Consider the following 23,746-nt stretch of genomic DNA (forward strand, 5'->3'; position numbering starts at 1 on the left):
GGCTACCCTCCGGGTTCACGGTCGTCCTTCAATTCACCTGCGGCGATACGCTCGGCGGTGCGCCGGTATGCCGCCGCGATGAAGTCTTCGACGTCGTTCGCCGCGATGTGCCAGACACCGCGGCCACCCACCTGAATTCCACTAAGGTCTCCGGTTTGAAGCAAAGCCCTGATTTGGCTATCGGAGACGTTCAGCTCCTAGCGGCCTGTGGAATGGTCAGGAAGCGGCGTTCTTTGGGTTGCTCGGACACCGGTCCACCCTATATGCAGCCCGGCCCCGCTGCCGCCAGCACGCACCTTCGCACTGACGGGGACGAGCCTAACGATAACTTGCTGGCTCCCTCCGCGCTGCCTGGCAACGTGGCGCCCTTAGACCAGAGTGAGGTGAAGCTACCGGCTGCGGCCAATCGGCTCCCGCCGGCCCAGCCCCCAAGGTCCGGACCGAAGCCATCGACATCAACAAGCTCGAAGTGCGGCTGGTGAAGGATGGCAATCCACCTCTTTCCGGGACATTGACTCCCTTACGGCGGGTTTCGAGGGACCACGACCCGTATTAGCAGCCCTGCGCGCTCTTGAGGAGGGCACCTTCGCCTGAGCTTTCCTGCGTGGGCCGCCTTCGAACGCAACGAGGCGCCGTCTCTACTTATGCTTGGTGGATGCATGATCGGGCGATGATGATGTCCAGATCGAACTCACCTGCGGCCTCAGCGAAGATGGCGGCGGGGCGGGCGTGCAGGCCCACGCGGCTTGCGACAGTTGCGGCACGTTCTGGCATTGGAGCTCCTTAGTCGTTCCAGGCGGCAGACGGTTCAGCGCCAGGAGGATAGGGGGTTCGGCTGCTGACAGGCTCCGCGCCGTGGGAATGCAATGCGGGTCCGAGAATAACAATTGTTAAGGCTAGGAAAATCTAGTCCCAAAATTGTTAATTTTGCGCCGTTCTGGACACCAGCACCGTGATGGCGACGAAGACGAGCGGCACCATCAGCAGCAAGGACAGAAAAGTGAATGCGACTACGCCACTCCCCTGACCGGATCCTGGGAGGCTTACAAAGCGGGCCCTGCACGATTCACCGTGCAGGGCCCGCTCAAGCGGTAGCTACTTGGAAGACTTCCTCCAACTAGTCAACTAAGTCGGAACAGAGGTTCAAGTAGCGCGGAATAGGGTCAACTTGAACGGAACAAGGGCCAACTAGCTTGGAATCTCACAGATACTGTGAAATTGCCCAGCTAGGTCGGGATCTCACAGTGGTGACTAGAAGTCCCAGTCCTCGTCTTCGGTGTTGACGGCCTTGCCAATGACGTACGACGAGCCCGAACCCGAGAAGAAGTCGTGGTTCTCGTCGGCGTTCGGCGACAGGGCCGAGAGGATGGCCGGGTTCACGTCCGTGACGGAAGCCGGGAACATGGCCTCGTAGCCCAGGTTCATCAGGGCCTTGTTGGCGTTGTAGTGCAGGAACTTCTTGACGTCCTCGGCCAGGCCAACGCCGTCGTAGAGGTCGTGCGTGTACTGGACTTCGTTTTCGTACAGCTCAAAGAGCAGCTCGAAGGTGTAGTCCTTGATCTCCTGCCGGCGTGCCTCGGAAACGGTCTCCAGCCCGCGCTGGAACTTGTAGCCGATGTAGTAGCCGTGCACGGCCTCGTCGCGGATGATCAGGCGGATCAGGTCTGCCGTGTTTGTCAGCTTGGCGCGCGAGGACCAGTACATCGGCAGGTAGAAGCCGGAGTAGAACAGGAAGCTTTCCAGCAGCGTGGAGGCCACTTTGCGCTTCAGGGGATCGTCGCCCTGGTAGTAGTCCATGACGATCTGGGCCTTCTTCTGAAGGTTCTCGTTCTCGGTGGACCAGCGGAAGGCGTCGTCGATCTCCTTGGTGGAGCACAGGGTGGAGAAGATCGAGGAGTAGCTCTTGGCGTGCACGGCCTCCATGAAGGCGATGTTCGTGTACACGGCCTCTTCGTGCGGGGTGAGCGCGTCCGGAATCAGCGAAACGGCGCCGACGGTGCCCTGGATGGTGTCCAGCAGGGTCAGGCCGGTGAACACGCGCATGGTCAGCTGCTGTTCCGCCGGGGTGAGCGTGTTCCACGACTGGACATCGTTGGACAGCGGCACCTTCTCCGGCAGCCAGAAGTTGTTGACGAGGCGGTTCCAGACCTCAACGTCCTTGTCGTCCTGGATGCGGTTCCAGTTGATGGCCTCGACGTGGCTCAGCAGCTTGACCTTCTCGGTCATGTCATCCCCTAAAAAGTTGGGTTGGTTCTTACTTAAAGCGTACGACGGCGGGCGGGCACCCGCCGTCGTACGTGGCCTTGGTCTCGACACGCTCGACCAGAGGTCAGAGCATGCAGGAAACGCAACCCTCCACTTCCGTTCCTTCCAGCGCGAGCTGGCGGAGACGGATGTAGTAGATGGTCTTGATGCCCTTGCGCCAAGCGTAGATCTGTGCCTTGTTGATGTCGCGGGTGGTGGCGGTGTCCTTGAAGAACAGCGTCAATGACAGGCCCTGGTCCACGTGCTGGGTAGCGGCGGCGTAGGTGTCGATGATCTTCTCGTAGCCGATCTCGTACGCGTCCTGGTAGTACTCCAGGTTGTCGTTCGTCAGGTACGGCGCCGGGTAGTAAACGCGGCCGATCTTGCCTTCCTTGCGGATCTCAATCTTGGACGCCACCGGGTGGATCGAGGAGGTGGAGTTGTTGATGTAGGAGATCGAACCGGTCGGCGGAACGGCCTGCAGGTTCTGGTTGTAGATGCCGTGCTCCATGACGGAGGCCTTCAGCTCGCGCCAGTCATCCTGCGTGGGGATGTGCACGTCCTTGAAGAGCTCCCTGACCTTCTCGGTCTGCGGCACCCACTCCTGCTCGATGTACTTGTCGAAGAACTCGCCCGACGCGTACTTGGACTTCTCGAAGCCGCCGAATGTCTGCCCGGTCTCGATGGAGAGCAGGTTCGATGCGCGGACCGCGTGGAACACCACGGAGTAGAAGTAGATGTTGGTGAAGTCCAGTCCCTCTTCGGAGCCGTAGTGGACCCGCTCACGTGCAAGGTAGCCGTGCAGGTTCATCTGGCCCAGGCCGATGGCGTGGGACTGGTCGTTGCCGCGGGCGATGGACGGCACCGACGTGATGTTGGACATGTCCGAGACCGCCGACAGCGAGCGGATGGCCGTCTCGATGGTCAGGCCGAAGTCCGGCGAATCCATGGTCTTCGCGATGTTCAGAGAGCCCAGGTTGCAGGAGATGTCCTTGCCGGTCTCGTCGTAGGACAGGTCATCGTGGTACGTCGTGGGCTGGGAGACCTGGAGGATCTCCGAGCACAGGTTGGACATGATGATTTTGCCGTCGATCGGGTTTTCCCGGTTTACGGTGTCCTCGAACATGATGTACGGGTAGCCGGATTCGAACTGGATCTCGGCGAGGGTCTGGAAGAACTCGCGTGCCTTGATCTTGGTCTTCTTGATCCGGGAATCGTCCACCATCTCGTAGTACTTCTCGGTGACCGAGACGTCGGAGAACGGCATCCCGTAGACGCGCTCGACGTCGTACGGCGAGAACAGGTACATGTCCTCGTCCTTCTTCGCGAGCTCGAAGGTGATGTCCGGGATGACGACGCCGAGCGAAAGGGTCTTGATGCGGATCTTCTCGTCCGCGTTCTCCCGCTTGGTGTCCAGGAACCGGTAGATGTCCGGGTGGTGGGCGTGCAGGTACACGGCACCGGCGCCCTGGCGGGCACCGAGCTGGTTGGCGTAGGAGAAGCTGTCTTCGAGGAGTTTCATCACGGGGATGACGCCGGAGGACTGGTTCTCGATCTGCTTGATCGGCGCGCCGACCTCACGGATGTTGGTCAGCGCGAACGCCACGCCGCCGCCGCGCTTGGACAGCTGCAGGGCGGAGTTGATGGAGCGGCCGATCGACTCCATGTTGTCCTCGATGCGGAGCAGGAAGCAGGAGACCAGCTCGCCGCGCTGCTTCTTGCCGGCGTTCAGGAACGTCGGGGTGGCCGGCTGGAAACGGCCCTCGATGATCTCGTCCACCATCTGGGTGGCCAGCTGCTCGTTGCCGCGGGCCAGGTGCAGGGCGACCATGCAGACGCGGTCCTCGTAGCGCTCCAGGAAGCGCTTGCCGTCAAACGTCTTCAGCGTGTAGGACGTGTAGAACTTGAAGGCGCCCAGGAAGGTCTCGAAGCGGAACTTCTTCTTGTAGGCGCGGTTGAAGAGGTCACGGATGAAGTTCATCGTGTACTGGTCGAGGGTCTCGCGCTCGTAGTACTGGTTCTTCACCAGGTAGTCGAGCTTCTCCTCGAGGTCATGGAAGAAGACCGTGTTGTTGTTCACGTGCTGCAGGAAGTACTGGTGGGCAGCCTCGCGGTCGGCCTCGAACTGGATTTCGCCGTTCGGACCGTACAGGTTCAGCATCGCGTTCAGCTCGTGGTAGCCCAGGCCCTTGTAGGCAGCGGGGAGCGCCGGCTTCTCCTGCTTTTCAACAGCCGTGTCCATGGACGCGTCCTTTCCTTCGGGCCTGGTTACTTCTGTGTCTGCGACAGTCGTGTCCAAAACTCTTCCAATCCTTCTTGTACACGGGAGACGTCTTCCGGCGTGCCCATGAGTTCGAACCTGTATAGGTGGGGGACCTTGCACTTGGCGGCGATGATGTCGCCTGCCATGCAGTAGTTGTCCCCGAAATTAGTGTTTCCGGCCCCGATGACGCCACGGAGCAGGCGTCGGTTTTCCGGGTTGTTCAGGAACCTGATGACCTGTTTCGGCACGGACCCCTCGCCGCCTGTCCCGCCGTAGGTGGGGACCACGAGCACGAACGGCTCACAGGCAACGAGGGGTTCGTCCTTCGCGTGCAGGGGGACCCTGGCGGCGTCCGCACCAAGCTTCCCGATGAAGCGTTTGGTGTTCTCGGAGGCCGAGGAGAAGTAGATGAGGCGGCTGTGGGTCTGGTTCACGGACGGTGTCTGATTGACGGGCGTCGTGTCCGCAGCGCGGGCTGCGGCCGGCGCATCGGCAAGTGCCGGCGCAGCCATGCGAGTCACCTCATCTACTTGGGAATTCTCTGCCGGAAACGGCGTGGGCGCAGCCTTAGGCCACGGAAGCGGACGCGCTGAGCGCCAGCTCTTCGATCTTGTCCGGGCGGAAACCGGACCAGTGGTCCTGGTCCGTAACCACGACCGGTGCCTGCATGTAACCGAGCGACTTCAGGCGCTCAAGGGCGTCCGCGTCCTGGGAGATGTCCACGCTCTGGTAGGCGATGCCCTTCTTGTCCAGTGCTCGGTAGGTAGCGTTGCACTGTACGCAGGCCGGCTTGGTGTAAACCGTAACGGTCATGGTTCCTGTCCCCTTTGTTGAAGTCACTGCTGCTGCACTCTTCTGAGACCTTGCTGGTGTCTCTGTCTTTAAATCTCTGGCATCGTAGCGGTGGACTCTGCCCGGACCTTACCGTCCAGTACTGGCTGCGCCGGCCTCCCGCTCAATCTGTATGTCGATACTACATGTAGTGCGCGGCCCCGGATGGGACCCCAAGATGATGTATTACAAGTATGTCATTTAATGCACTTTTAATCCACAGGCCAGGGCTCTCAAAATGTCCGGATTTCCGGGTTTTTCGCGGACGGAATCCACACCCTGTGGAGTAGTTAGACACATTTAAACGCCAGCGTGTCGCGGCGGAGACGGCGTGTCGCAGCACCCCGGACGGCACCTTTTGGGTGGCCCGGAATACAACAGCGGGGGTCCCGGAGCATGCTTAGGGACCCCCACTGTGATTAAGCAAACGCCAGGGCGGTGTTGCGCTTCCCGGCGGACGCGGCACGTACTACAGCTGCGCCTCCCTGCGGTCCAGCACGATCTGCTGCACGTCCAGATATCCGGACTGGAAGCCTGCACGTGAGTAGCACAGGTAGAACAGCCACATCCGCTGGAAGACCGCGTCGAATCCGAGCTCCTGCACTTCCGCGGCGCGCTGCAGGAACCGTTCCTCCCACAGCCGGAGCGTGACCGCGTAGTGGTCACCAATCCCCCGGCGCTCACGTACCCGCAGGGTGGTGTGCTGCTCCGTGACGCTCTCGATCGCCCGCACCGACGGCAGGAACCCGCCCGGGAAGATGTACTTGTGAACCCACGTGTAGGCATTGCGGGTGGCAAGCATCCGCCCATGCGGCATGGTGATGGCCTGGATGGCCACCTTGCCGCCGGGTGCCAGCACCCGGTCGATGGTCTGGAAGTAGACGGGCCAGTATTCGTAGCCCACCGCTTCGATCATCTCCACGGACACGACGGCGTCATACTCGCCTTCCACGGCACGGTAGTCCTGCAGCCCGACGGTGACCTGCCCGGAGAAGCCGGCTTCCTCGATCCTCTGCTGCGCGAGCGCCCGCTGCTCGCTGGACAGCGTGACCGTGTACACGGTGGCGCCCCGGGCTGCGGCCCGCAGGGCCAGTTCGCCCCAGCCGGTGCCGATCTCCAGCAGCCGGGTGCCCTCCCCCACGCCGGCCTTGTCCAGCAGCCTGTCGATCTTGGCCTGCTGCGCACTGGCCAGGGCCTCCCAGCCCAACTCCGTCAGCTGGCCCGCCGACGCCGGGAACAGCGCCGAGGAATAGCTCATGGTGCTGTCCAGGAAGCTGGCGAACAGCTCGTTGGAGAGGTCGTAGTGCCGGGAGATGTTGCCGCGGGTGTTCTGCTCGGTGTTGCGCTCCTGCCGCGGCGCCCTTGGCAGATACAGACTCCGGAGTTTCTGCAACGGGACGGGGATGAGGGTGTCCACCGATGAGGCAAAGACCTCGAGGACCCCGGCGAGGTCTGACGCCTCCCAGTCTCCCGCCATGAAAGACTCCCCCAGCCCGATCAGCCCGTTGTCGCCGATCCGGACCGCGAAGTCCTCCGGGCGCAGCATGGTCATCACCGGCGCGTCTGCATCGCCGGTGCCCAGCACCTTCCCGTCGGGGTATTCCACCCGGAGCGGCAGGCAGCGGACCGCCGCCCTGAACAGCGAGTCGGCTGCCTTGCCGGCCAGTTGAGCCTTGATCCCGGCAGGCGGACGGGCGACGCCGGGCCACACCTCCGCGTCGATGGCCGCCGGCGCCGGCGGGACCCGGAAGGCCCCGCCTGGCATGCTTCCGCGCCGTGAGGGGTCCCTGCGTGAAGGGTCGGGGCGTGAAGGGTCCCCGACAGCGGGATCTGTGTATGACGGATCTGTGAGAGTCACGAGACTGCCTCCTGTGCTCGGTGGTCGGGACGGTTGATGATGGGCAATCCGCGGGCCCAGAGTCTGATTCCCTGCCAGCGGATCTGCAGGACAACGCGGAGCGGCGCGACCGGCACCGCTGCCGCCGCAGCCAGGACGCTGCGGGGTGTGGCGGGCCGGCGGTCGCCGGTCATGGTGGCGGTGAAGGGCTTCCGTCCGGCGCGCTCCAGCACCACTGCCACGGCGAGTTTGTCCGCCGGCTCGGGCAGGCTCATCCGGTAACTGCCGTCCACCCCGTTGAACGGGGACACGAAAAATTCCTTGTCGGTCCGGGCTCGGCCGGTGCTGTCCGGGTGCAGGAGGTAGCAGTGCCGTTCGCCGTAAGTGTTGTGGACCTCGGCGATGACGGCACGCAGCGAGCCGTCGGCATCGCGGCACCAGAAGATGCTGATCGGGTTGAAGACGTGGCCCAGCACCCTGGCGCTGGCCAGCATGGTGACCGTACCGCCGTCGTGCGCTTCGCCGTTCACGGCAAGGAAACGGTCCACGTTCTCCCTGATGCTCGCGGCGGGATCGCCAAAATGGTCCTTCGCATGGAGGCCGGCGAGGGGCCGCAGCCACCAGGGCAGTTTCGGCAGGTCATCGAGGTCCACGTACCAGCTGTAGCTGCGGTAGGTGAAGGCATTCTGCAGCGGATCCCGCCGCACGTGGCGGATGCTGGTCCGGTAGATTGCCGCGGTCATGGCACCAGCTCCGCGGCGTGCCCGGCACCGGATGCCGCGGCCTCCGATCCGGAGGGGTCCGGCTCCGCGACGAAGGGATCCTCCCACTCGCGGCCCAGCTGCGCGGCTGCCCGCACACCTGAGGCCGCGCCGTCCTCGTGGAATCCCCAGCCGTGGTAGGCCCCCGCGAAAGCCAGCCGGTGATCGCCCAGCTCCCGAAGGCGCTCCTGCGCGGCCACGGATCCCGGCGTGTACTGGGGGTGCTCGTAGACGAGGTCCTGCAGCACTGCGGCCGGTTCAATGAGGTCCGATTCGCCGAGGCTCACGATGTAGCTGCCGCCGTCGTCGGGCGTAAGCCGCTGCAGCCGGGTGAGGTCGTAGCTGACCAGCACGTGCCCGGGGCGGGCGTCGCAGGACGGCAGCCGGTAGTTCCAGGAAGCGCGGGCGGCGCGGCTGCGCGGCAGCACAGCCGGATCACGGTGGAACTTGATGTGGTTCACGGAATAGGGGATGTTCCCCAGAACCTGGACCTCCGCCGGCGTCGATTCAGCCAGCATGGCGAGTGCTTCGCGGGGATGGGCGGCGATGACTGCGGCGTCGAAGTGTTCGGTTCCGGACGCCGTCGTGATTTCCACTCCGGCGGGGACCCGGCGCACGGCGAGGACGGGGCTGGAGAGGCGGACATCCTGGAGGCCTTCGACCACGCGGTCAACGTAGCGCCGGGATCCGCCCCGCACCGTCTTCCACTGCGGCGAGCCTTTGATGCCGAGCATGCCGTGGTGGTCAAGGAAAGTGAAGAGGTACCGGGCGGGATAGGCCAGGGCCGTGGCAGGGTCGCAGGACCAGACAGCGCTGACCACCGGCGCCATGAAGTGCGAGGTGAAGTAGTCGCTGAACTGTTCGCGTTCAAGGAACTCGCCCAGCGTTTCCTCCGGCGCATCGGTCCGCGGTGCCCCGGGCCGCGACGCGGCGTCGGCAGTGCTGGCCAGCAGCGCCCGGGCCTTCCGCCAGAACCGCAGGATCTCGGCAAGCATCAGCAGGAACCGTGGCCGCGCGAGGTTGGCTGGCCTGGCGAAGACACCCGCGGCGCCCTTCGCTCCCGCATATTCCAGGCCACAGCCGTCGCAGCGGATGCTCATGGTCATGTCCGAATCCTGCGTCTCCACACCGAGCTCGCCGAACAGCCGGATGAGGTTGGGGTAGGTGCGGTTGTTGTGCACAATGAAGCCGGTGTCCACGGCCAGGCTCCCCGACTCCTGCCGCACGTCGTGGGTGTGGGCGTGTCCGCCCGGCCGGGCATCCGCCTCGAAAAGGGTCACATGGTCCCGGCGGCTGAGGATGTACGCCGCCGTCAGGCCCGCCACCCCGCTTCCGACGACGGCGACGTGCCGCCTTTCGTCTCCACTCCGTGCTGGGCTCGGTGACAATCTTCGCTCCTCTGCTGAACAGTTGCCGTGAATCGGGTAGTCAACGGCTATTCGGAGCACTCATGCGTGCCGGATGGGTGCGGTGTCTTTTTCCCGTCCCCAAGCACCCGGAGTAAGGTTGGCTGGTGGTCAACCCCGTGCATTTAAGGACGCTCCTTGAGGTGACGCGGCTGGGTTCCTTCGCCGCCGCTGCGGGCCGGCTTGGCTACACGGCCTCGGCGGTGTCCCAGCAGATGTCCGCCCTGGAACGGGACACCGGCGTCCGGCTGTTCCAGCGCTCGGCCCGGAGCGTGGTTCCCACCGACGCGGCGATGGTGATGGCGCGCCACGCAGCCAAAGTCCTCACGGACATCGAGGCGCTGATGGCGGCGGCCTCCAAAACGCAGGACACCACCAGCCAGGAGCTCCGGCTGGGCATCTTCCCGAGCCTGGCCACCTACGTGCTGCCGCGGATCCTGCGGAGTCCCGCATGGAAAGGACTGGGCATCGACCTCAGGGTTTCCGTGGCGGAACCCGCCCAGACCATCCAGGGCCTGCGCACCGGCGGCGACACCGATGTGGCGCTCGTGTACCAGGTGGGACAGTCGGGGCTGGCCTGGCCGCACACCATCAACCGGCAGTGGATCGGCGATGACAATTTCCGCGTGGTCCTTCCCTCCGGCTGGGGTTTCCGCACGGACGCGAAGGTGGCGGCGGACCATCTCTCGGACATGCCGTGGATCATGCACCATCCGGGCACGAGCGATGCCACAGTCATCGAGCGGCTGTTCGCGGGCTGCAACCTGCATCCCCGCGTGGTGGCCTACAGTGACGACTTCCATGCCAGCCTGGAAATGACCGCCGCGGGGCTGGGGGCGGCACTGGTGCCGGAGCTTGCGCTGCTCCACCGGCCGGCCGGCGTCGTGGTGCTGGACGTTCCGGAAATCCGGCTGGCCCGCAACGTTTTTGCGCTGCTCATCAATGACAAGAAGACGGCCCGGGTGCAGCTGTTCGTGGACCTGCTGGCCGAAACGATGGGCAGCCTGGGGCAGTCAGTTAAATGACCCCCGATGCTGGAATGCTCTGCTGTTCGGGTCTATGTTGAAGATATGACCACCAAGGTAGCGAGCCAGCACTTCGGAGTAATCGAGCTGAACCACGGCAGGGACCACAACATTGCCGCGGAGCACGAGCTGGCCGGCCAACGCCTTGAGCTGGATCTGAACATCAACGCCCACGACCACTTCGACGAAGCGGCCATGCACAAGGTGGACTACCGCCTCCGGTACCTCCCCGAGCTCGTGGACGAGGTCAGGGAAATGATTGCCGAGGAGCTCGAGCAGGAGGGCACCAGCCCGCAGGAATACTTCCGCTTCCACTGCAACGCCATCAAGGACGAGCACCTGCAGAAAATTTTCGGCGTGAAAGAGAAAAGCCAGCTCACCAATGCGGTGTTCCTCAAGGCCCTGAAACTGGGCCACGTAGGGATCTACCCCGGCCAGCCGGAGCGCTACTTCGTTCTGGACTTCACGCTGGGCGGGCACTTCACGGACGAGGTCCTGGTGGCCTCCGCGGACGAGGACGGCGTGGTCGACGACGAGATCGTCTGGGAATCCTGAGGTTTCGACCGGCTCAACCGCCCAAGCATTAAATGACGACGGCGCCCGTCACCATTTTGGTGACGGGCGCCGCTTCGCGAGTGGTGCTATGTACTATTTGGCTTCCTGCAGCAGTTCGGCGCGGACCGTCTTGGTGGCCGCGACCAGGTTACGCAGGGACGCTTCGGTCTCGGCGTAGCCGCGGGTCTTCAGGCCGCAGTCCGGGTTGACCCAGAGCTGGCGGGACGGAACGTGCTTCACGGCGGTGCTCAGCAGTTCGGTGACTTCCTGCTCGCCCGGAACGCGCGGCGAGTGGATGTCGTAGACGCCGGGTCCGACGCCGCGGCCGAAGCCGTGGGACTCGAGGTCGTGGACAACCTCCATGCGGGACCGGGCGGCCTCGATCGAGGTCACGTCGGCGTCCAGGCCGTCGATCGCGTCGATGATCACACCGAACTCGGAGTAGCACAGGTGGGTGTGGATCTGGGTCGCGTCGGCTGCGCCGGCGGTGGCCAGGCGGAAGGAGTTGACGGACCAGTCCAGGTACGCGGGCTGGTCGGCCTTGCGCAGCGGGAGCAGTTCACGCAGGGCGGGCTCGTCAACCTGGATGATCTTGATGCCTGCGGCTTCCAGGTCGGCGATCTCGTCACGCAGCGCCAGGCCCACCTGGTTGGCGGTCTCGCCCAGCGGCTGGTCGTCGCGGACGAAGGACCAGGCCAGGATGGTGACCGGACCGGTCAGCATGCCCTTCATCGGCTTGCTGGTCAGCGACTGGGCGTACTCGGCCCATGCCACCGTGATGGGGGCGCTGCGGGTGACGTCGCCCCACAGGATCGACGGACGGGTGCAGCGGGAGCCGTAGGACTGGACCCAGCCGTGGACGGTTACATCGAAGCCCTCGAGGTTCTCGGCGAAGTACTGGACCATGTCGTTGCGCTCGGGCTCGCCGTGCACCAGGACGTCATAGCCGAGCTCTTCCTGCAGCTCGACGACGCGCTTGATCTCGTCCTTCATGAGCTGCTCGTACTGCTCGTTGGTCAGGTCGCCCTTGTTGTTGCGGGCGCGGGCCGAACGGATTTCCGAGGTCTGCGGGAAGGAGCCGATGGTGGTGGTGGGCAGCGGCGGCAGCTGCAGTGCTGCTTCCTGGGCGGCCTCGCGGACCGAGTACTCGGACCGGTTGAAGTCGGCCGGGGTCAGGGCCTCGGTACGGGCACGGACGTCGGCGCGGCGGACACCCTCGGCCTCGGCGCGGGAGGCGATGACACGGGTGGCCTCGTCGATGGCCGGCTGGACTGCGGCACCATCGGTCAGCAGGCCGGCCAAGGTGACGACCTCGACGGTCTTCTGGTCGGCGAACGCCAGCCAGCTGCGCAGCTGCTCGGAGAGCTGGACCTCTTCCTCGACGTCGTGCGGGACGTGCTGGGTCGAGGTGGAGGTGCTGATGGCCAGCTTGGCGACGCTCTTCTGCAGCTCGGCGATCTTGTTGGCCGAGGCCTGCAGGTCGTTGCGCCAGATGTTGTGGCCGTCCACGACGCCGGCAACGAGGGTCTTGGTGCCCAGCGCGGCCAGTGCCGCGGCGGAGGGAACCTCGCCCTTGAAAACGTCGATGTGCAGGGCGTCGATGTTGGTGGCGGCGAGGGTGCCTAGCTGGCCGTTCAGTGCGCCGTACGGTGTGGAGACGAACAGCTGCGGGCGGCCGGCAGCAGCGGTGAGGACCTCGTAGGCGCGGGCAACCGCGGCCTGGATCTCCTGTTCCGGGGTGTCCTGGTCCACAACCAGGGCAGGCTCGTCCAGCTGGACCCAGCTGGCGCCGGCGGCTGCCAGCTTGCCGAGCAGCGCGGTGTAGACCGGCAGGACGTCCTCGAGGCGGGACAGCGGGCTGAAGCCGGCGGGGGCGTCGTCGGAAGCCTTGCTCAGCAGCAGGAAGGTGACCGGGCCCACGATGTACGGGCGGGTCTCAACGCCGTTGGCGAGTGCGTATTCGAACTCTTCAACGATGCGGTTGGAGGTCAGCGCGAAGTTGGTCTCCGGGCCGATTTCCGGAACCAGGTAGTGGTAGTTGGTGTCGAACCATTTGGTCATTTCCAGCGGCTGCTGTTCCTTGTTGCCGCGGGCCAGGGTGAAGTAGCCATCAATGTCCAGCTGTCCCTCAGCGTTGAGGAGGTTGCCGAAACGGGCCGGAACGGCGCCGACGTGGGCGGCGGCGTCGAGCACCTGGTCGTAGAACGAGAACGTGCCCGGAACCGCAGCGGCTTCGGTGAGGCCGAGGCCCTGCAGGCGCTTGGCAGTGCCCAGCTGGATTTCCTTGGCGGCAGCGTCCAGGGCGGCGGCGTCGATCTTGCCGGCCCAGTATGCCTCCACGGCCTTCTTCAGTTCGCGGCGGCGGCCGATGCGCGGGTAGCCCAGGATCGAGGCGGACGGGAAGGGCGTGCTCTGCACGGGAGTCTGTTCAGTCATGTGGAAGTCCTTGAATCGTTGCGGAAAATCGTTGCGAAAAGCAGTGAATGTCTTGGGGAGGAATGTGGTCAGCTGGCGAGCTGGCGGCGTGCGAGCGCGCTGAGGCGGCTCGTCGGGCGGGCGGGCCGGGCAAGCTGCAGCTTGTCCAGCACCTCCAGCGCGCTCTGGTGCTCATTGAACGTGTAGATGTGGAGTCCGGGCGCTCCCGCGGCCAGGGCCGCGTTGGCCAGGTCCACCGTTGCGCTGACGCCGATCCGGAGCCGCTCGGCGTCGGTATCCGCCGCCGCCATGCGCTCGATGAGTTCGGGTGCAGGTTCGACGCCGGTCAGCTCGCCCAGGCGCTTGAGCCTGCGCAGGCTGGTGAGCGGCATGACGCCGGGGATGATCGGGATGGTTACGCCGGCCCGGCGGGCCCGGGTGAGCAGGTCCGCGTACTGGTCGGTGTGGAAGAACACCTGGGTGATCGCGAAGTCGGCACCGGACCGCTGCTTGGCGAGCAGCACCTCGACGTCGTGGGCCTCGCTGGGTGATTCCGGATGCCGCGTCGGGTAGGCCGCCACACCAACGGCAACCTTTCCGGCGCACAGCAGCGCGGAACGCCGCTGCTCGACCCTGCGGATGAGCTCAATCAGGTCCTGGGCGTAGCGCAGCGAACCGCTGGCCGGTACGCCGCTGTCCTTCGGCAGGTCGCCGCGGAGGGCGAGGATGCCGCGGACGCCGGCGTCGAGCAGTTCCCCGATGATTTCGGCGAGCTCGGTGGGCGTGTTGCCTACGCACGTCAGGTGCGCCAGCGGGCGGAGGGTGGTCTCCAGCACCAGGCGGTTGATGAGTTCGACGGCGGTGTCCCGGTTGGAGCCGCTGGCGCCGTACGTGACCGACACGTAGTCGGGATCCGTGGCTTCCAGTTCCCGGATGGTGGTCCAGAGGGTCTCGGCCGCAGCAGGCGACCGCGGCGGGAAAAGCTCATAGGAGAGCGCCACCGGTGCGGTGTCGGAGAGATTTGGGTGCGTGTCAATAAGGCTTGGTGGTGACATTTGCGTCCTTGGCTATGGGCCATTGAAGGCTGCGCTGCCGTGGCTGGAAGCCCTGCAGCATGCGGTCAATGAATTGAGTTTGGGGAACACGGGACGGACTTCGGCAGGGCGCAGCCGCGACTGTTACGCCTGGAAAAAAGTCCACCGTGAGCAAATGTCAGGCCCACATGGGGGCACCCACACCCTCCTTGGCGGCCGGCAGGCGGCTCACCGCAGCGGAGGATCGCTGACACGTTACCTCGGTAACTTGTATAGAACTCTAGAAGCCGTGGAGGGACGCCTTCAAGTTGGCGCCGAATTAAGACGCAGCTTTACGCCCGGTTGGACTGCCCGTTCAGAATTATCTTCGCCGAAAGCGAGCCTGGGGTCCACGGTCCGTCGGGAACCGGCCCGGCGGGGCCCTTTTCAAACCGCGGAAATTAGTCCATTCTTTTGTCACGTCGTATCGGATTCGGCAAGGTCTCAGGTTGAGGAGGCTGGATGCTTCTTCTGGTTCTTCCTCGGTGAATCGTCCCGAGAGAACATGATCCGCGCTCGTCTCCCGGCCTGCGTCGCACCGTCCCGAGATTCGCCCGCCGGCAGGGCGCGGTTTGCCAGCGTTCTGCCGCAGCCCGGGCCGGCACTGACGGCGCGGTGGAGTAGCTGGAAGCCAGAAATCCCTACGGCGAAAGGCCATTGAGATGTTCCAGCTTCACAAACCTCCGCTTTCCAAAGCACCGTCTGCCCCGGGCTCCGCCCTTGTACTCCTCCTGGCGCTGGCCACCGTTACGTCCTGCGCTCCCCAGCAGAATTCCGCCCCGCAGGCCACCACCGGTTCTGCCGCACCGACAGTGACGTCGGCCGCGGCTTCGCCGACCGGCTCTGCGGCTTCGGAATCCGCCACCCCCGGTTCAACCGGGACAGCCGGCGCGGACGAGCTCTGCGGTCCCGGCTCCGCGATCAACTTTGACATCTCCGAATTCCAGTCAACCCCCAACGTGGACAACAAGTGGTTCCCGCTGAAGCCCGGCATGCAGTACACCACCACGGGCGACGTCAAGAGCGCCGAGGGAGACATCAAACGCACGGTGGTGCATACGATAACGGGACTGACCAAGGTCATCGACGGCGTGAAGACCCAGGTCATGTGGGACCGGGACTACGCGGGCGATGAGCTGGTGGAATCTGAACTGGCGTTCTTTGCCCAGACCAACAGCGGGACCGTCTGGCTCTTCGGCGAATACCCCGAGGAATACGAGAACGGGAAGTTCACCGGCGCACCCTCCACCTTCATCCACGGCCTGGATGAGGCCCAGGCCGGCATCGCCATGCAGGCGGACCCGCAGACCAATACGCCCAGCTATGTCCAGGCGCACGCGGCGAGCGTCGACTTCCTGGACTGCGGGCAGGTCATCAAGCAGAACGACCATGTGTGCGTCGCCACGGGCTGCTATGACGATGTGCTGGTGATTGACGAACACAACCCGCTGGAACCCGCTGTCGGCCACCAGCGGAAGTACTACTCGGCCGGGACGGGCCTGGTGAAGGTGACCGCCGTTGGCGGCGCGGACCAGGAGACGCTGGAGCTCGCCAAGATCGAACAGCTCACCGATGCCAAGCTGAAGGAAATCAACCAGGAGGCCTTCAAGCTGGACCCGCATGGCTACCAGGTCAGCAAGAACGTGTACGCCAAGACGGAGCGGGCTCAGGTTGCCACGGATACGTCTGCGCCCGTCAGCAGCCCGGCTACGGGCGACAGTCCAACTGTTCAGCCCGGCTACTAGTCAGGGCGGACGTCCGATACCGGACAGGGTGCCCGGCAAGAGGTTGCCGGGCACCCTCCCCTACGGCCATGATCAGGTCTATTCTGATGCCATGATCCAGCTACCATCCAGCTACGAGGAATATCTCGTTGGCAAGGACCCGAGCTTCGTTGACATGGTCCGCCCGGTCCTTCTCCAGTCGGCAGCGGACCAGTTGCACGGCGTCCGGGTGCTTTTTGTTCCCCGCGGACACCAGGCCCACCTGGACGACACGATTCCCTACGGAACGATCGTCGAAGACATCGACTGAAACTTAGCTTTCAGGCGGCCTTGGTCCGCCAGCGGGCTCAGCCTTCAAGGAGCAGCCGCTGGGCCCGGGGCGCGAGGGTGTGCTCAAGGACCAGGCAGGCAGCACCGACTGCTCCCACGTCCTCCCCCACCCCTGTCCCCACCACTTCTACGGGGTGGATGTTGCCGGCGTCGCTGCTTTGCTGGATCAGTCCGGGGACCTTCTCCAGGTAGCGCCCGGACAGCAGCGGCCAGAAAGGGCCGCCGAACACTACGCGGTCCACGTCCAGGGTGTTGGCCACCGCTGACGCTGCCCGGGCCACGAGTTCAGCTGATTTGTCGATGATGGCAGCCGCTCTGGTGTTGCCGGCGTCGGCGGCCTCGCAGAGCATGGCAAACCGCTCCTGGACGGCAGAGCCGTTGGCAGCAGTACCGGGCTCGTCCAGGATACCGGCGGCCTGCGCCTGCGCGACGAGGACCTGCGGAATGCAGGTGGACTTGACGCAGCCGCGCAGTCCGCAGTCGCAGGGGGCACCGTCCGGGTCGACAATGATGTGGCCGATCTCGCCGGCGTTGCCCGACGTTCCGCGCACAACCTCGTCATTTAGAACGATGCCGCAGCCGATGCCGGTGCCCATGTACATGAAAACAAAGCTTCCGGCGCCGCTGGCCCCGCCGGCCCAGGTTTCGGCGACCGCGGCGCTGGTGACGTCCTTGTCCATCAGCACGGAAAGGCCCGTGGCCTCGGCCAGCGCATCCCGAAGCGGCACACTGTCCCAGCCGTCAAGAAGCGGCGGCTCCACCACCGTTCCGTTGTCATGGTCGATGGGCCCCGGCGCCGCGACGCCCAGGCCGGCAATCTTGGCGCGGTCCACGCCCGAGGCTTCGATCAGCCTGTCGATTTCGGCGGCAATGGCGGTAATGACAGCCTCGGGCCGGGAGCTGGCCGGCGTTTTCACGCTCGAATGCTGCACCACCGCGCCCAGCAGATCAAGAACGACGAACGTGGCTACGGCAGGGTCGAGGTGCACACCGACCGCGTACATGCCGGCGGGGTTCAGGCGAAGGATGGTCCGTGGCTTGCCGGGCCCGCTGCCCTCTTTGCCTGCCTCGACGATGAGGCTCTGGTCGAGCAGGCGGCGGGAGATGTTTGAAATCGTTTGCGGGGACAAGCCCACGATCTGGGCCAGTTCCACACGGCTGAGCCCTCCGGCGGTACGGCGGATCGCATCAAGAATGACAGTGAGGTTGAAGTCGCCCATCCGGGGCAGGTTGGTTCCGCGCCTCGGCGAGGGCTGGCGGATCTCGGTCAAGGATTCCCCTAACATCTTTTGTTGGCCATCCCCCAATGTCTGAATCTCCCCACTGTCTGAATGGTACGTCACGCCCCCTGTAACGGGTACGCCCCACGCGCGGGGCGGCGCAGGGTGCTTCGGCGACGGCCCCGGCGCTCAGCCGGCCGCACGACGTACGCTGGTGGCCACCGTGAATTTGGGGTTCCGGCCCCTCACGGTGGTGGGGCCAACAAGCCGCTCCAGGGCGGGCACATAGCGCAGATGGCTGTTGAAGACTGTCCAGAGCTGGCCTCCGGGGGCCAGTACCCGGCCCGCTGCCTCGAAGAGCTTCAGCCCCGCCCCGGCGTGAACGCTCGAGCCGAGATGGAACGGGGGGTTCAGGAGGATCAGGTCCGCGCTTCCGTCCGGAAGTGTGCTCATGGCATCATCCTGGACGGCAGTGATGCTGGCGGCCAGGCCGTTCGCCCGGGCGGTCGCTGCTGCCGATGCCACCGCGGCCGCGGACCGGTCCGTGGCGAGGACCTCGGCTTCGGGATGCCGGCGGGCATACATCGCTGCAAGGATCCCGGTGCCGCAGCCCAGGTCCACCGCTCTGGGTGCGGCAGGGAGCTCCGGCAGGAACGTGAGCAGGAAGCGGGTTCCTATGTCCAGGCGGGTGCCTGCGAAAGCTGCCCCGTGTGCGCAGATGTCGAGATCGAGTTCGGCGCTGTGTTCGGTCACGGGGTAGGGCGGAGGAGCGTCCGCCCGTTTCAGGTCAGAGGCAATGAGAAGCCGGGATTTTTGCCGGGCCAGCTGCGGCTGGACGGTACCGAAGTGCTTGCCCAGCACGGCGTTCATGCCGAGGGACATGTGCTTGACACGGCCGCCGGCAATCAAAACAGCACCGGCAGGCGCGTGTCGGGCAACGGCGTCGGAAATTTCTTCGAGTTCCGCGAGCGTCTTGGGAAGCTGCAGCAGCACCAGGTCCGCGCCGGCCAGCAGTTCGGCGCCGAGCGGCAGCTGGGAAAAGCCCGCCGCGACTCCCAGCGCTGCCGCATTGTTGCGGAGTGCCCGCTCGCCCGTGACGAGGTCCTGATGCACCTTCACCTCCGCCGGCACCGGTCCGGCACCGCCGGCCAGCAGCCCGAGGGTGAGTGCCCCGTAGTTGTCCCCGATGACAGCAACGGTGCTGTCCGGGGTCAGCAGATCAGAAGCGGCCTCCAGCAGGAGCGAGTCGGTGGCGTCCCACGCCTGAAGGTTGGCGGCCTCGACATCAGGGTGCCTTCGAAGCAAGCCCAGGACCTGCCCAAGACCGTTTTCTGTCACGTGTTGCCGCCGCCTCTTCCTTGCTGGTTGCCCGGCGGAAATCCGCCTGTGCAAATCTACCGTGGATCCGTCGCGGCTGCCGGAGTGGTGAGGAGTTTGAGAATTTCGGTCACCGCTGTCCGGCCGGCACGGTTTGCGCCGATGGTGGAGGACGACGGGCCGTAGCCCACCAGGTGCACCCGGGGTTCCGCCGCCACCTGGGTTCCTTCCATTGCAATCCCGCCGCCTGGTCCCCGCAGGTGCAGCGGCGCCAGATGTTCCAGCTCGGCCCGGAAGCCGGTGGCCCACAGGATCACGTCCGCTGCGAGGAACCCGCCGTCAGCCAGCCGGACGCCGCCGGGTTCGATCCCGGTGAACATCGGCCGCCGGTCCAGCACGCCGCGTGCGGCGGCCGCCCGGAGCGCCGGAGTCCAGATGAGCCCGGTAGCGGCCACGACGCTTTGCGGCGGCAGTCCCTGCCGTACCCGTTCTTCCACGAGGGCCACGGCGTCGTGCCCGGCCTGCCGGTCGAACCCCTCCCGCCATACCGGCTCACGGCGCGTGAACCAGCTCGTCGAGGTGACCTTGGAGATTTCGTCCAGCAGCCCGACGGCGGAAATCCCGCCGCCCACCACGATGACGTGCAGGCCCCGGAACTCCTCGGCGGACACATAGTCGGCCACGTGCAGCTGCCGGCCGGCGAAGGTGAACTGGCCGGGATAGATCGGCCAGAACGGCCTGGTCCAGGTGCCCGTGGCGTTGATTACCGCGCGGGCTGACCAACCGCCGTCGGACGTGGTGATCCTTAGCCGCCCGGCCGGGTCCGCGTCCTCCCGTTCGACGGCGAGCACTTTCACGGGCCGCTCGACGGCCAGCCCCACCTGCCGCTCGTAGGCGGCGAAGTAGCGGCTGAGGAAGGCGGAACTTGGCTCCTTTGGGTCGACGTCCGGCTGCGGTATTCCCGGAAGGTCGCTGATGCCGTTCACCGTAGCCATCAGCAGGCTCTTCCAGCGGTGCCGCCATGCTCCGCCCGGGCCGTCCTCGGCGTCCAGCACCGCGTAGCTCCGTCCCGGACCGGCTGCCGGCGCCGGATCCTCCGGCCGTTCTGCAGCGCCGGCCGGTGTAAAGCCGCGGCGGGCCAGGTGGTACGCGGCGGAGAGGCCGGCCTGCCCTGCGCCGATGACCACGACGTCGGCGTTCCGGGTCGCTCTGCTGCTGACAGGGGCGCCGCTCAACTGTGCCGCTCTCCCGGGTCGTTTATCCGCTCCACTTTGTCATCCTATGCGCCGTCCGTCCGTGGTCAGCACGGACCTGGCTGCCGCGCTTCCCTCGGCACGCGGAAGGTCCTCCTGGACACCAGGGTGCAGGAGGACCGTCCGGCCTTTCAGTTGTCTTGTCGCGTTGGGCAGTCGCCGTTATCAGTCGTCGTTGCCGTGGCCGCCGCTGCCGCTGTCGTCGCCTGGCTCGGTGGCCTTGTGGTCTCCGCCGTTGTCGTCACCGGGCTCGGGCGTTGTCCGCAGCCCGCCGTGGTCATCGCCCGGTTCAGCAACCCGGGGTGCCTGGTCTGAGCGGAGACCGCCGTTGTCGTCGCCAGGCTCGGGGGTGGTCCGAAGGCCGCCCTTGTCGTCACCCGGCTCGACGGTGACGGAGCCGCTGCCGACGAAGTTCTCCGCCGGCGCTGCCGCCGTTCCGCTGTTGTCGTCGCCGGGCTCGGCTGCGGTCCGGCGGCCGCCCTTGTCGTCGCCGGCTTCCGCCGGCTTGGACGCCTTCTTTGCTGCTGATGCCTTCTTGTCGTCGGCTTGCGTGTCATCGGTTGTCTTGGCGGTGGCCTTGGAGGAGCTGACGGCGGGGGCCGGAGTTCGGGTGGCGGAGTCGTCCGTTACGAGGACGCTCTGCGCGTCGTCACTGGTAGCAGGGCCGGTGTTGCCCAGCGTCTGGGTGGTGGCGAAGGCGGCACCTCCGGTGAGGAGGATGCCGGCGACGGATAGTGCGAGGGCTGCTCTTGTCTTCATGGCTCCACAGTAGAAATTCGCCGTCGAGGATAGGTGCAGGGGAAATCCAAGAGTTGTCCAAGATTGCCCCGCGGTTCTCCGGCACGTAGGAAAGCGTGCGTGGTGCGTCAGCAGGAAGGGTCAGTCGTCGGCGCCGTGGCCGCCGCTGCCGCCGCTGTCATCGCCGGGTTCCGGCGCCTTCCGCAGGCCACCCTTGTCGTCCCCGGGCTGAACCGGGACCACCACAGCCGGTGCGGGAACGGGCTGAACGGTCATCGTTCCGCCGCCGGGATCGGATGATGACGGCGCAGACGAACCGGCGGCATTCCCTGACGGCGCAGCGACCGGGGCGGACGTCGCCGGATTCGGTTTCGCTGCAGTCGATGCCGCTGCACCGGATTTCGTGGAGCCCGGCTTTGCGGGGCTGGATTTCGCCGGAGTGCCCGTCTTCTGTGCGCTGGCCGGCGCGCCTGTCGCGTGTGGCGTGGCTTCCGGTCCTGCCGTGCTGGCAGGACCCGGCACGGGGCCGTTCGGCAGGAGGACCACGCTGGCATTTCCGGTGCCGGTGGGCGAAATGCTGAGCACCTGCGTATTGACGGCCAGGGCTGCCGAGCCCGCTGCGAGTATCCCCGCCACGGACAACGCCAGGGCAGCTCCCGTTTTCATGGCACTACTTTAGAGGCAAAGCGGGAAAGACTGGCCCAACGAATATCCAAGATTCGTCAAAGATTCGCGGTCGACTGCAGCCCGGGTGTTAAACAAAGAGCCGCCGGTTCATGATCTAAACCATGAACCGGCGGCTGCTTGGTGGAGCTGAGGGGACTCGAACCCCTGACCCCCTGCATGCCATGCAGGTGCGCTACCAGCTGCGCCACAGCCCCAAGCTGTTTCCTCCGGAATCTTTGCGTTTTCCCGAAGCAACCCGACCAGCGTAGTCCAGAAATTGCCAAGATGCGAATCGACGGCATGTGGCTTCCGTCACGTTCACCGGGGAGCCTGCAAGGCAGTGTCAACGCGGCTTTCGGGCAAACAAAAATCCGCCGGAGCTGAGGGGACTCGAACCCCTGACCCCCTGCATGCCAATCGAAAAGAATCCACGCTCCCGTGTGTTCCCAGTTGCGCCCGCTTCGCAGCAAGCGCAAGGGTTGGCACCTATCCTCGGATCCCTGGTCTTCCCGTGATGCTCCGTGTTTTCCGGTGGAAAATACGGAGTAAACTCGGAATGAGTTGAGTGGCCGGACTAGCGCCGAGCACCCGGAGCGGGTGCGGTTTCCTCGGTGCTGGGAGCTGCGGGAGTACCCGGCCGTGGTGCGGGCGGAGCTGGATGCGAAGGTTCGGCGGGCTCACCGGGATTCGACCGGGATCTACGGGGCGCCGCGGGTCCAGGACGCGCTGGCGAGGAACGGGACCGGTGGGGATCGGAAAACGGTGGCCGCCTCGATGCGCCGGCAGGGTCTGGAAGGGATTTCGCCGCGGCGTTTCCGGATATTACCTATCTGCGCACCGGGGAGGGCTGGGTGTATCTGTGTGCTGTTCGGGACGCCTGTTCGCGGCGGGTGATCGGATGGGCGATGGACTCGGCCCAGACTTCCGGCCTGGTCGAGCGCGCGTTACGGATGGCCTACATCCTGCGCGGCGGAGGCCCGGACGGGGTGGTGTTCCACGCGGACCGCGGCACTCAGTACACCTCCACCCAACTCAACGAGGTCTGCACCGGTTTGGGCATTAAGCAGTCCGTCGGGCGGACAGGTGTGTGCTGGGACAACGCGATGCAGGAATCCTTCTGGTCCACACTAAAAACCGAGTTCTACGACCGGCGCCGTTGGGCAAAGCGGCAGGACGCGATCCGGGCAACAGGACGTTGGATCGAGGAGTTCTACAACCGCGCCCGGCTCCATTCAGCCCTGGGCTACAACACGCCCGTCGAGCACGAACAAATCCTCACCAGCAATAAGCCTCAGCCGGCACAAGCCGCCTGATCAACTGTCCACAACTTGCGGGCAGCCCCACAGGACGCATGCCCCCCGATGCAGACACTCACTGCACGCTCCTGTCGACTGTCTTGAAACTCTACGGATTTGAGGCGTGCAGCTTTCGAGACGCCACGGCAACATGCCTATAAAGCCCGGATCATCGAGGTTAGGACCAGAAGTCTGTAGCGATGGTTGCAGTCCGCGGGCACTTTGCTTCAGACGTCACCGGCATCGTCTGCTCTGTCGGCAAGCACGCCCGGGACAATTTGTGCTCTTCTTTCCCGCAGTGTTTCGCGAAGGATATGGCCAATCATCACCCCGACAGCGCTGCTGGGAATCAGTACCGGCCACAAGCTGGACCACGGCTTGGGAAGCTGGGAAAGAATCACACACTCCACCACAACCATGAGCGCGAAAAGGACTGCCACTAGGTTTTCTCGAGCCAGGAGTCGGACGAGAGCGCCCCCTACGATTCCGGCAGCAAGCAGAACAGCGATGACCAGGGCGTTGGATCCCCTCGTCAATGAGTAGGACGCGAAAAATATGCCAGCTACAAAAGCCAACACCATCACCCACAGGGACCACGTGCTTGGAACGGTTCGGATAAGGCCAGGCGGATTACGCACCTTTCTCATCTTGCTCCTCATTTGCCGGGGCGTTCTTCACGAAGGCCTTCAATCTGCACAAGCGGCTCTTCCGCGTCCCCCACGTCATGGTGTCAGCCTATCCATCCCCACGAGTGTCTGCTCATTGGCAGGTGTTCGTCGAGGGGTTGTGAAAT

General features: G+C 65.1%; 19 protein-coding genes, 1 tRNA gene and 2 pseudogenes. 5 read left to right on the plus strand and 17 right to left on the minus strand.

Going from position 1 to position 23,746, the window contains the following annotated elements:
- Nucleotides 1–2: 2 nt before the first annotated feature.
- The 9 genes and pseudogenes from ACFVTE_RS14120 to ACFVTE_RS14160 all read right to left on the minus strand — a co-directional run bounded on the left by ACFVTE_RS14120 (nt 3) and on the right by ACFVTE_RS14160 (nt 9,324).
- Nucleotides 3–131 (minus strand): hypothetical protein, encoded by a 129-nt coding sequence (locus ACFVTE_RS14120; RefSeq protein ID WP_387101333.1) that lies wholly within the window; start codon nt 129–131, stop codon nt 3–5.
- Between the two features lie 532 nt (nt 132–663).
- Nucleotides 664–774, minus strand: a pseudogene (locus ACFVTE_RS14125) (HPr family phosphocarrier protein); the annotation flags it as partial.
- 477 nt (nt 775–1,251) lie between these two features.
- On the minus strand, nt 1,252–2,226 hold the full coding sequence (gene nrdF / locus ACFVTE_RS14130; protein WP_377965731.1) for a class 1b ribonucleoside-diphosphate reductase subunit beta: 975 nt from the start codon (nt 2,224–2,226) through the stop codon (nt 1,252–1,254).
- A gap of 103 nt (nt 2,227–2,329) precedes the next feature.
- Nucleotides 2,330–4,486, minus strand: coding sequence for a class 1b ribonucleoside-diphosphate reductase subunit alpha (nrdE, locus tag ACFVTE_RS14135; RefSeq protein WP_387101335.1), 2,157 nt, complete (start codon nt 4,484–4,486; stop codon nt 2,330–2,332).
- A 26-nt stretch (nt 4,487–4,512) separates the two neighbouring features.
- Complete coding sequence (nrdI, locus tag ACFVTE_RS14140) at nt 4,513–5,019, minus strand: class Ib ribonucleoside-diphosphate reductase assembly flavoprotein NrdI (RefSeq protein ID WP_387101337.1); 507 nt, start codon at nt 5,017–5,019, stop codon at nt 4,513–4,515.
- A gap of 55 nt (nt 5,020–5,074) precedes the next feature.
- Nucleotides 5,075–5,320, minus strand: a complete 246-nt coding sequence (nrdH, locus tag ACFVTE_RS14145; RefSeq protein WP_076802586.1) for a glutaredoxin-like protein NrdH — start codon at nt 5,318–5,320, stop codon at nt 5,075–5,077.
- Nucleotides 5,321–5,807: 487 nt separating this feature from the next.
- Nucleotides 5,808–7,103 (minus strand): class I SAM-dependent methyltransferase, encoded by a 1,296-nt coding sequence (locus ACFVTE_RS14150; protein ID WP_387101340.1) that lies wholly within the window; start codon nt 7,101–7,103, stop codon nt 5,808–5,810.
- A gap of 89 nt (nt 7,104–7,192) precedes the next feature.
- Nucleotides 7,193–7,918: a DUF1365 domain-containing protein gene (locus ACFVTE_RS14155; protein ID WP_387101342.1), complete on the minus strand. Its 726-nt coding sequence runs from the start codon at nt 7,916–7,918 to the stop codon at nt 7,193–7,195.
- Nucleotides 7,915–9,324, minus strand: coding sequence for an NAD(P)/FAD-dependent oxidoreductase (locus tag ACFVTE_RS14160; RefSeq protein WP_387101344.1), 1,410 nt, complete (start codon nt 9,322–9,324; stop codon nt 7,915–7,917). Before ACFVTE_RS14160 ends, ACFVTE_RS14155 begins: the two co-directional genes overlap by 4 nt.
- 125 nt (nt 9,325–9,449) lie before the next feature.
- Here ACFVTE_RS14160 and ACFVTE_RS14165 point away from each other — a divergent pair, with 125 nt between their 5' ends.
- Together ACFVTE_RS14165 and ACFVTE_RS14170 are read left to right on the plus strand one after the other, a co-directional pair.
- A complete protein-coding gene (locus ACFVTE_RS14165) occupies nt 9,450–10,367 on the plus strand; it encodes a LysR family transcriptional regulator (RefSeq protein ID WP_387101346.1) in 918 nt (305 codons plus the stop codon).
- 45 nt (nt 10,368–10,412) lie between these two features.
- Complete coding sequence (locus tag ACFVTE_RS14170) at nt 10,413–10,922, plus strand: DUF2004 domain-containing protein (protein ID WP_387101348.1); 510 nt, start codon at nt 10,413–10,415, stop codon at nt 10,920–10,922.
- Between the two features lie 93 nt (nt 10,923–11,015).
- Here ACFVTE_RS14170 and metE read toward each other — a convergent pair whose 3' ends face one another.
- Together metE and ACFVTE_RS14180 are read right to left on the minus strand one after the other, a co-directional pair.
- Nucleotides 11,016–13,358: a 5-methyltetrahydropteroyltriglutamate--homocysteine S-methyltransferase gene (gene metE / locus ACFVTE_RS14175; RefSeq protein ID WP_387101350.1), complete on the minus strand. Its 2,343-nt coding sequence runs from the start codon at nt 13,356–13,358 to the stop codon at nt 11,016–11,018.
- A gap of 68 nt (nt 13,359–13,426) precedes the next feature.
- Nucleotides 13,427–14,392, minus strand: a complete 966-nt coding sequence (locus ACFVTE_RS14180; protein ID WP_387101352.1) for a methylenetetrahydrofolate reductase — start codon at nt 14,390–14,392, stop codon at nt 13,427–13,429.
- 680 nt (nt 14,393–15,072) lie between these two features.
- Here ACFVTE_RS14180 and ACFVTE_RS14185 point away from each other — a divergent pair.
- Both ACFVTE_RS14185 and ACFVTE_RS14190 read left to right on the plus strand, forming a co-directional pair.
- Nucleotides 15,073–16,155, plus strand: coding sequence for a hypothetical protein (locus tag ACFVTE_RS14185; protein ID WP_387101354.1), 1,083 nt, complete (start codon nt 15,073–15,075; stop codon nt 16,153–16,155).
- A 91-nt stretch (nt 16,156–16,246) separates the two neighbouring features.
- Nucleotides 16,247–16,444 carry a hypothetical protein gene (locus ACFVTE_RS14190; RefSeq protein WP_387101355.1) on the plus strand — a complete coding sequence of 66 codons (198 nt, stop codon included), beginning with the start codon at nt 16,247–16,249 and terminating at the stop codon, nt 16,442–16,444.
- A gap of 37 nt (nt 16,445–16,481) precedes the next feature.
- Here ACFVTE_RS14190 and ACFVTE_RS14195 read toward each other — a convergent pair whose 3' ends face one another.
- The 6 genes from ACFVTE_RS14195 to ACFVTE_RS14220 all read right to left on the minus strand — a co-directional run bounded on the left by ACFVTE_RS14195 (nt 16,482) and on the right by ACFVTE_RS14220 (nt 21,873).
- Entirely contained in the window at nt 16,482–17,735 is a 1,254-nt protein-coding gene (locus tag ACFVTE_RS14195; protein WP_387101357.1) for an ROK family transcriptional regulator, read from the minus strand.
- 138 nt (nt 17,736–17,873) lie between these two features.
- Entirely contained in the window at nt 17,874–19,022 is a 1,149-nt protein-coding gene (locus tag ACFVTE_RS14200; protein ID WP_387101359.1) for a class I SAM-dependent methyltransferase, read from the minus strand.
- A gap of 56 nt (nt 19,023–19,078) precedes the next feature.
- Nucleotides 19,079–20,236, minus strand: coding sequence for an NAD(P)-binding domain-containing protein (locus ACFVTE_RS14205; RefSeq protein WP_387101361.1), 1,158 nt, complete (start codon nt 20,234–20,236; stop codon nt 19,079–19,081).
- A gap of 183 nt (nt 20,237–20,419) precedes the next feature.
- Nucleotides 20,420–21,013 (minus strand): hypothetical protein, encoded by a 594-nt coding sequence (locus ACFVTE_RS14210; protein WP_387101363.1) that lies wholly within the window; start codon nt 21,011–21,013, stop codon nt 20,420–20,422.
- Between the two features lie 120 nt (nt 21,014–21,133).
- A complete protein-coding gene (locus ACFVTE_RS14215) occupies nt 21,134–21,658 on the minus strand; it encodes a hypothetical protein (protein ID WP_387101365.1) in 525 nt (174 codons plus the stop codon).
- Between the two features lie 139 nt (nt 21,659–21,797).
- A tRNA-Ala gene (locus ACFVTE_RS14220) sits at nt 21,798–21,873 on the minus strand.
- 430 nt (nt 21,874–22,303) lie between these two features.
- On the opposite strand from ACFVTE_RS14220, the pseudogene ACFVTE_RS14225 reads away from it, so the two are divergent.
- Nucleotides 22,304–22,971 (plus strand): annotated as a pseudogene (locus ACFVTE_RS14225) (IS3 family transposase); the annotation flags it as partial.
- Nucleotides 22,972–23,746: the final 775 nt, after the last annotated feature.

Origin of the sequence: Arthrobacter sp. NPDC058097 (assembly GCF_042884885.1) — a bacterium.
Classification (GTDB): Bacteria; Actinomycetota; Actinomycetes; order Actinomycetales; family Micrococcaceae; genus Arthrobacter.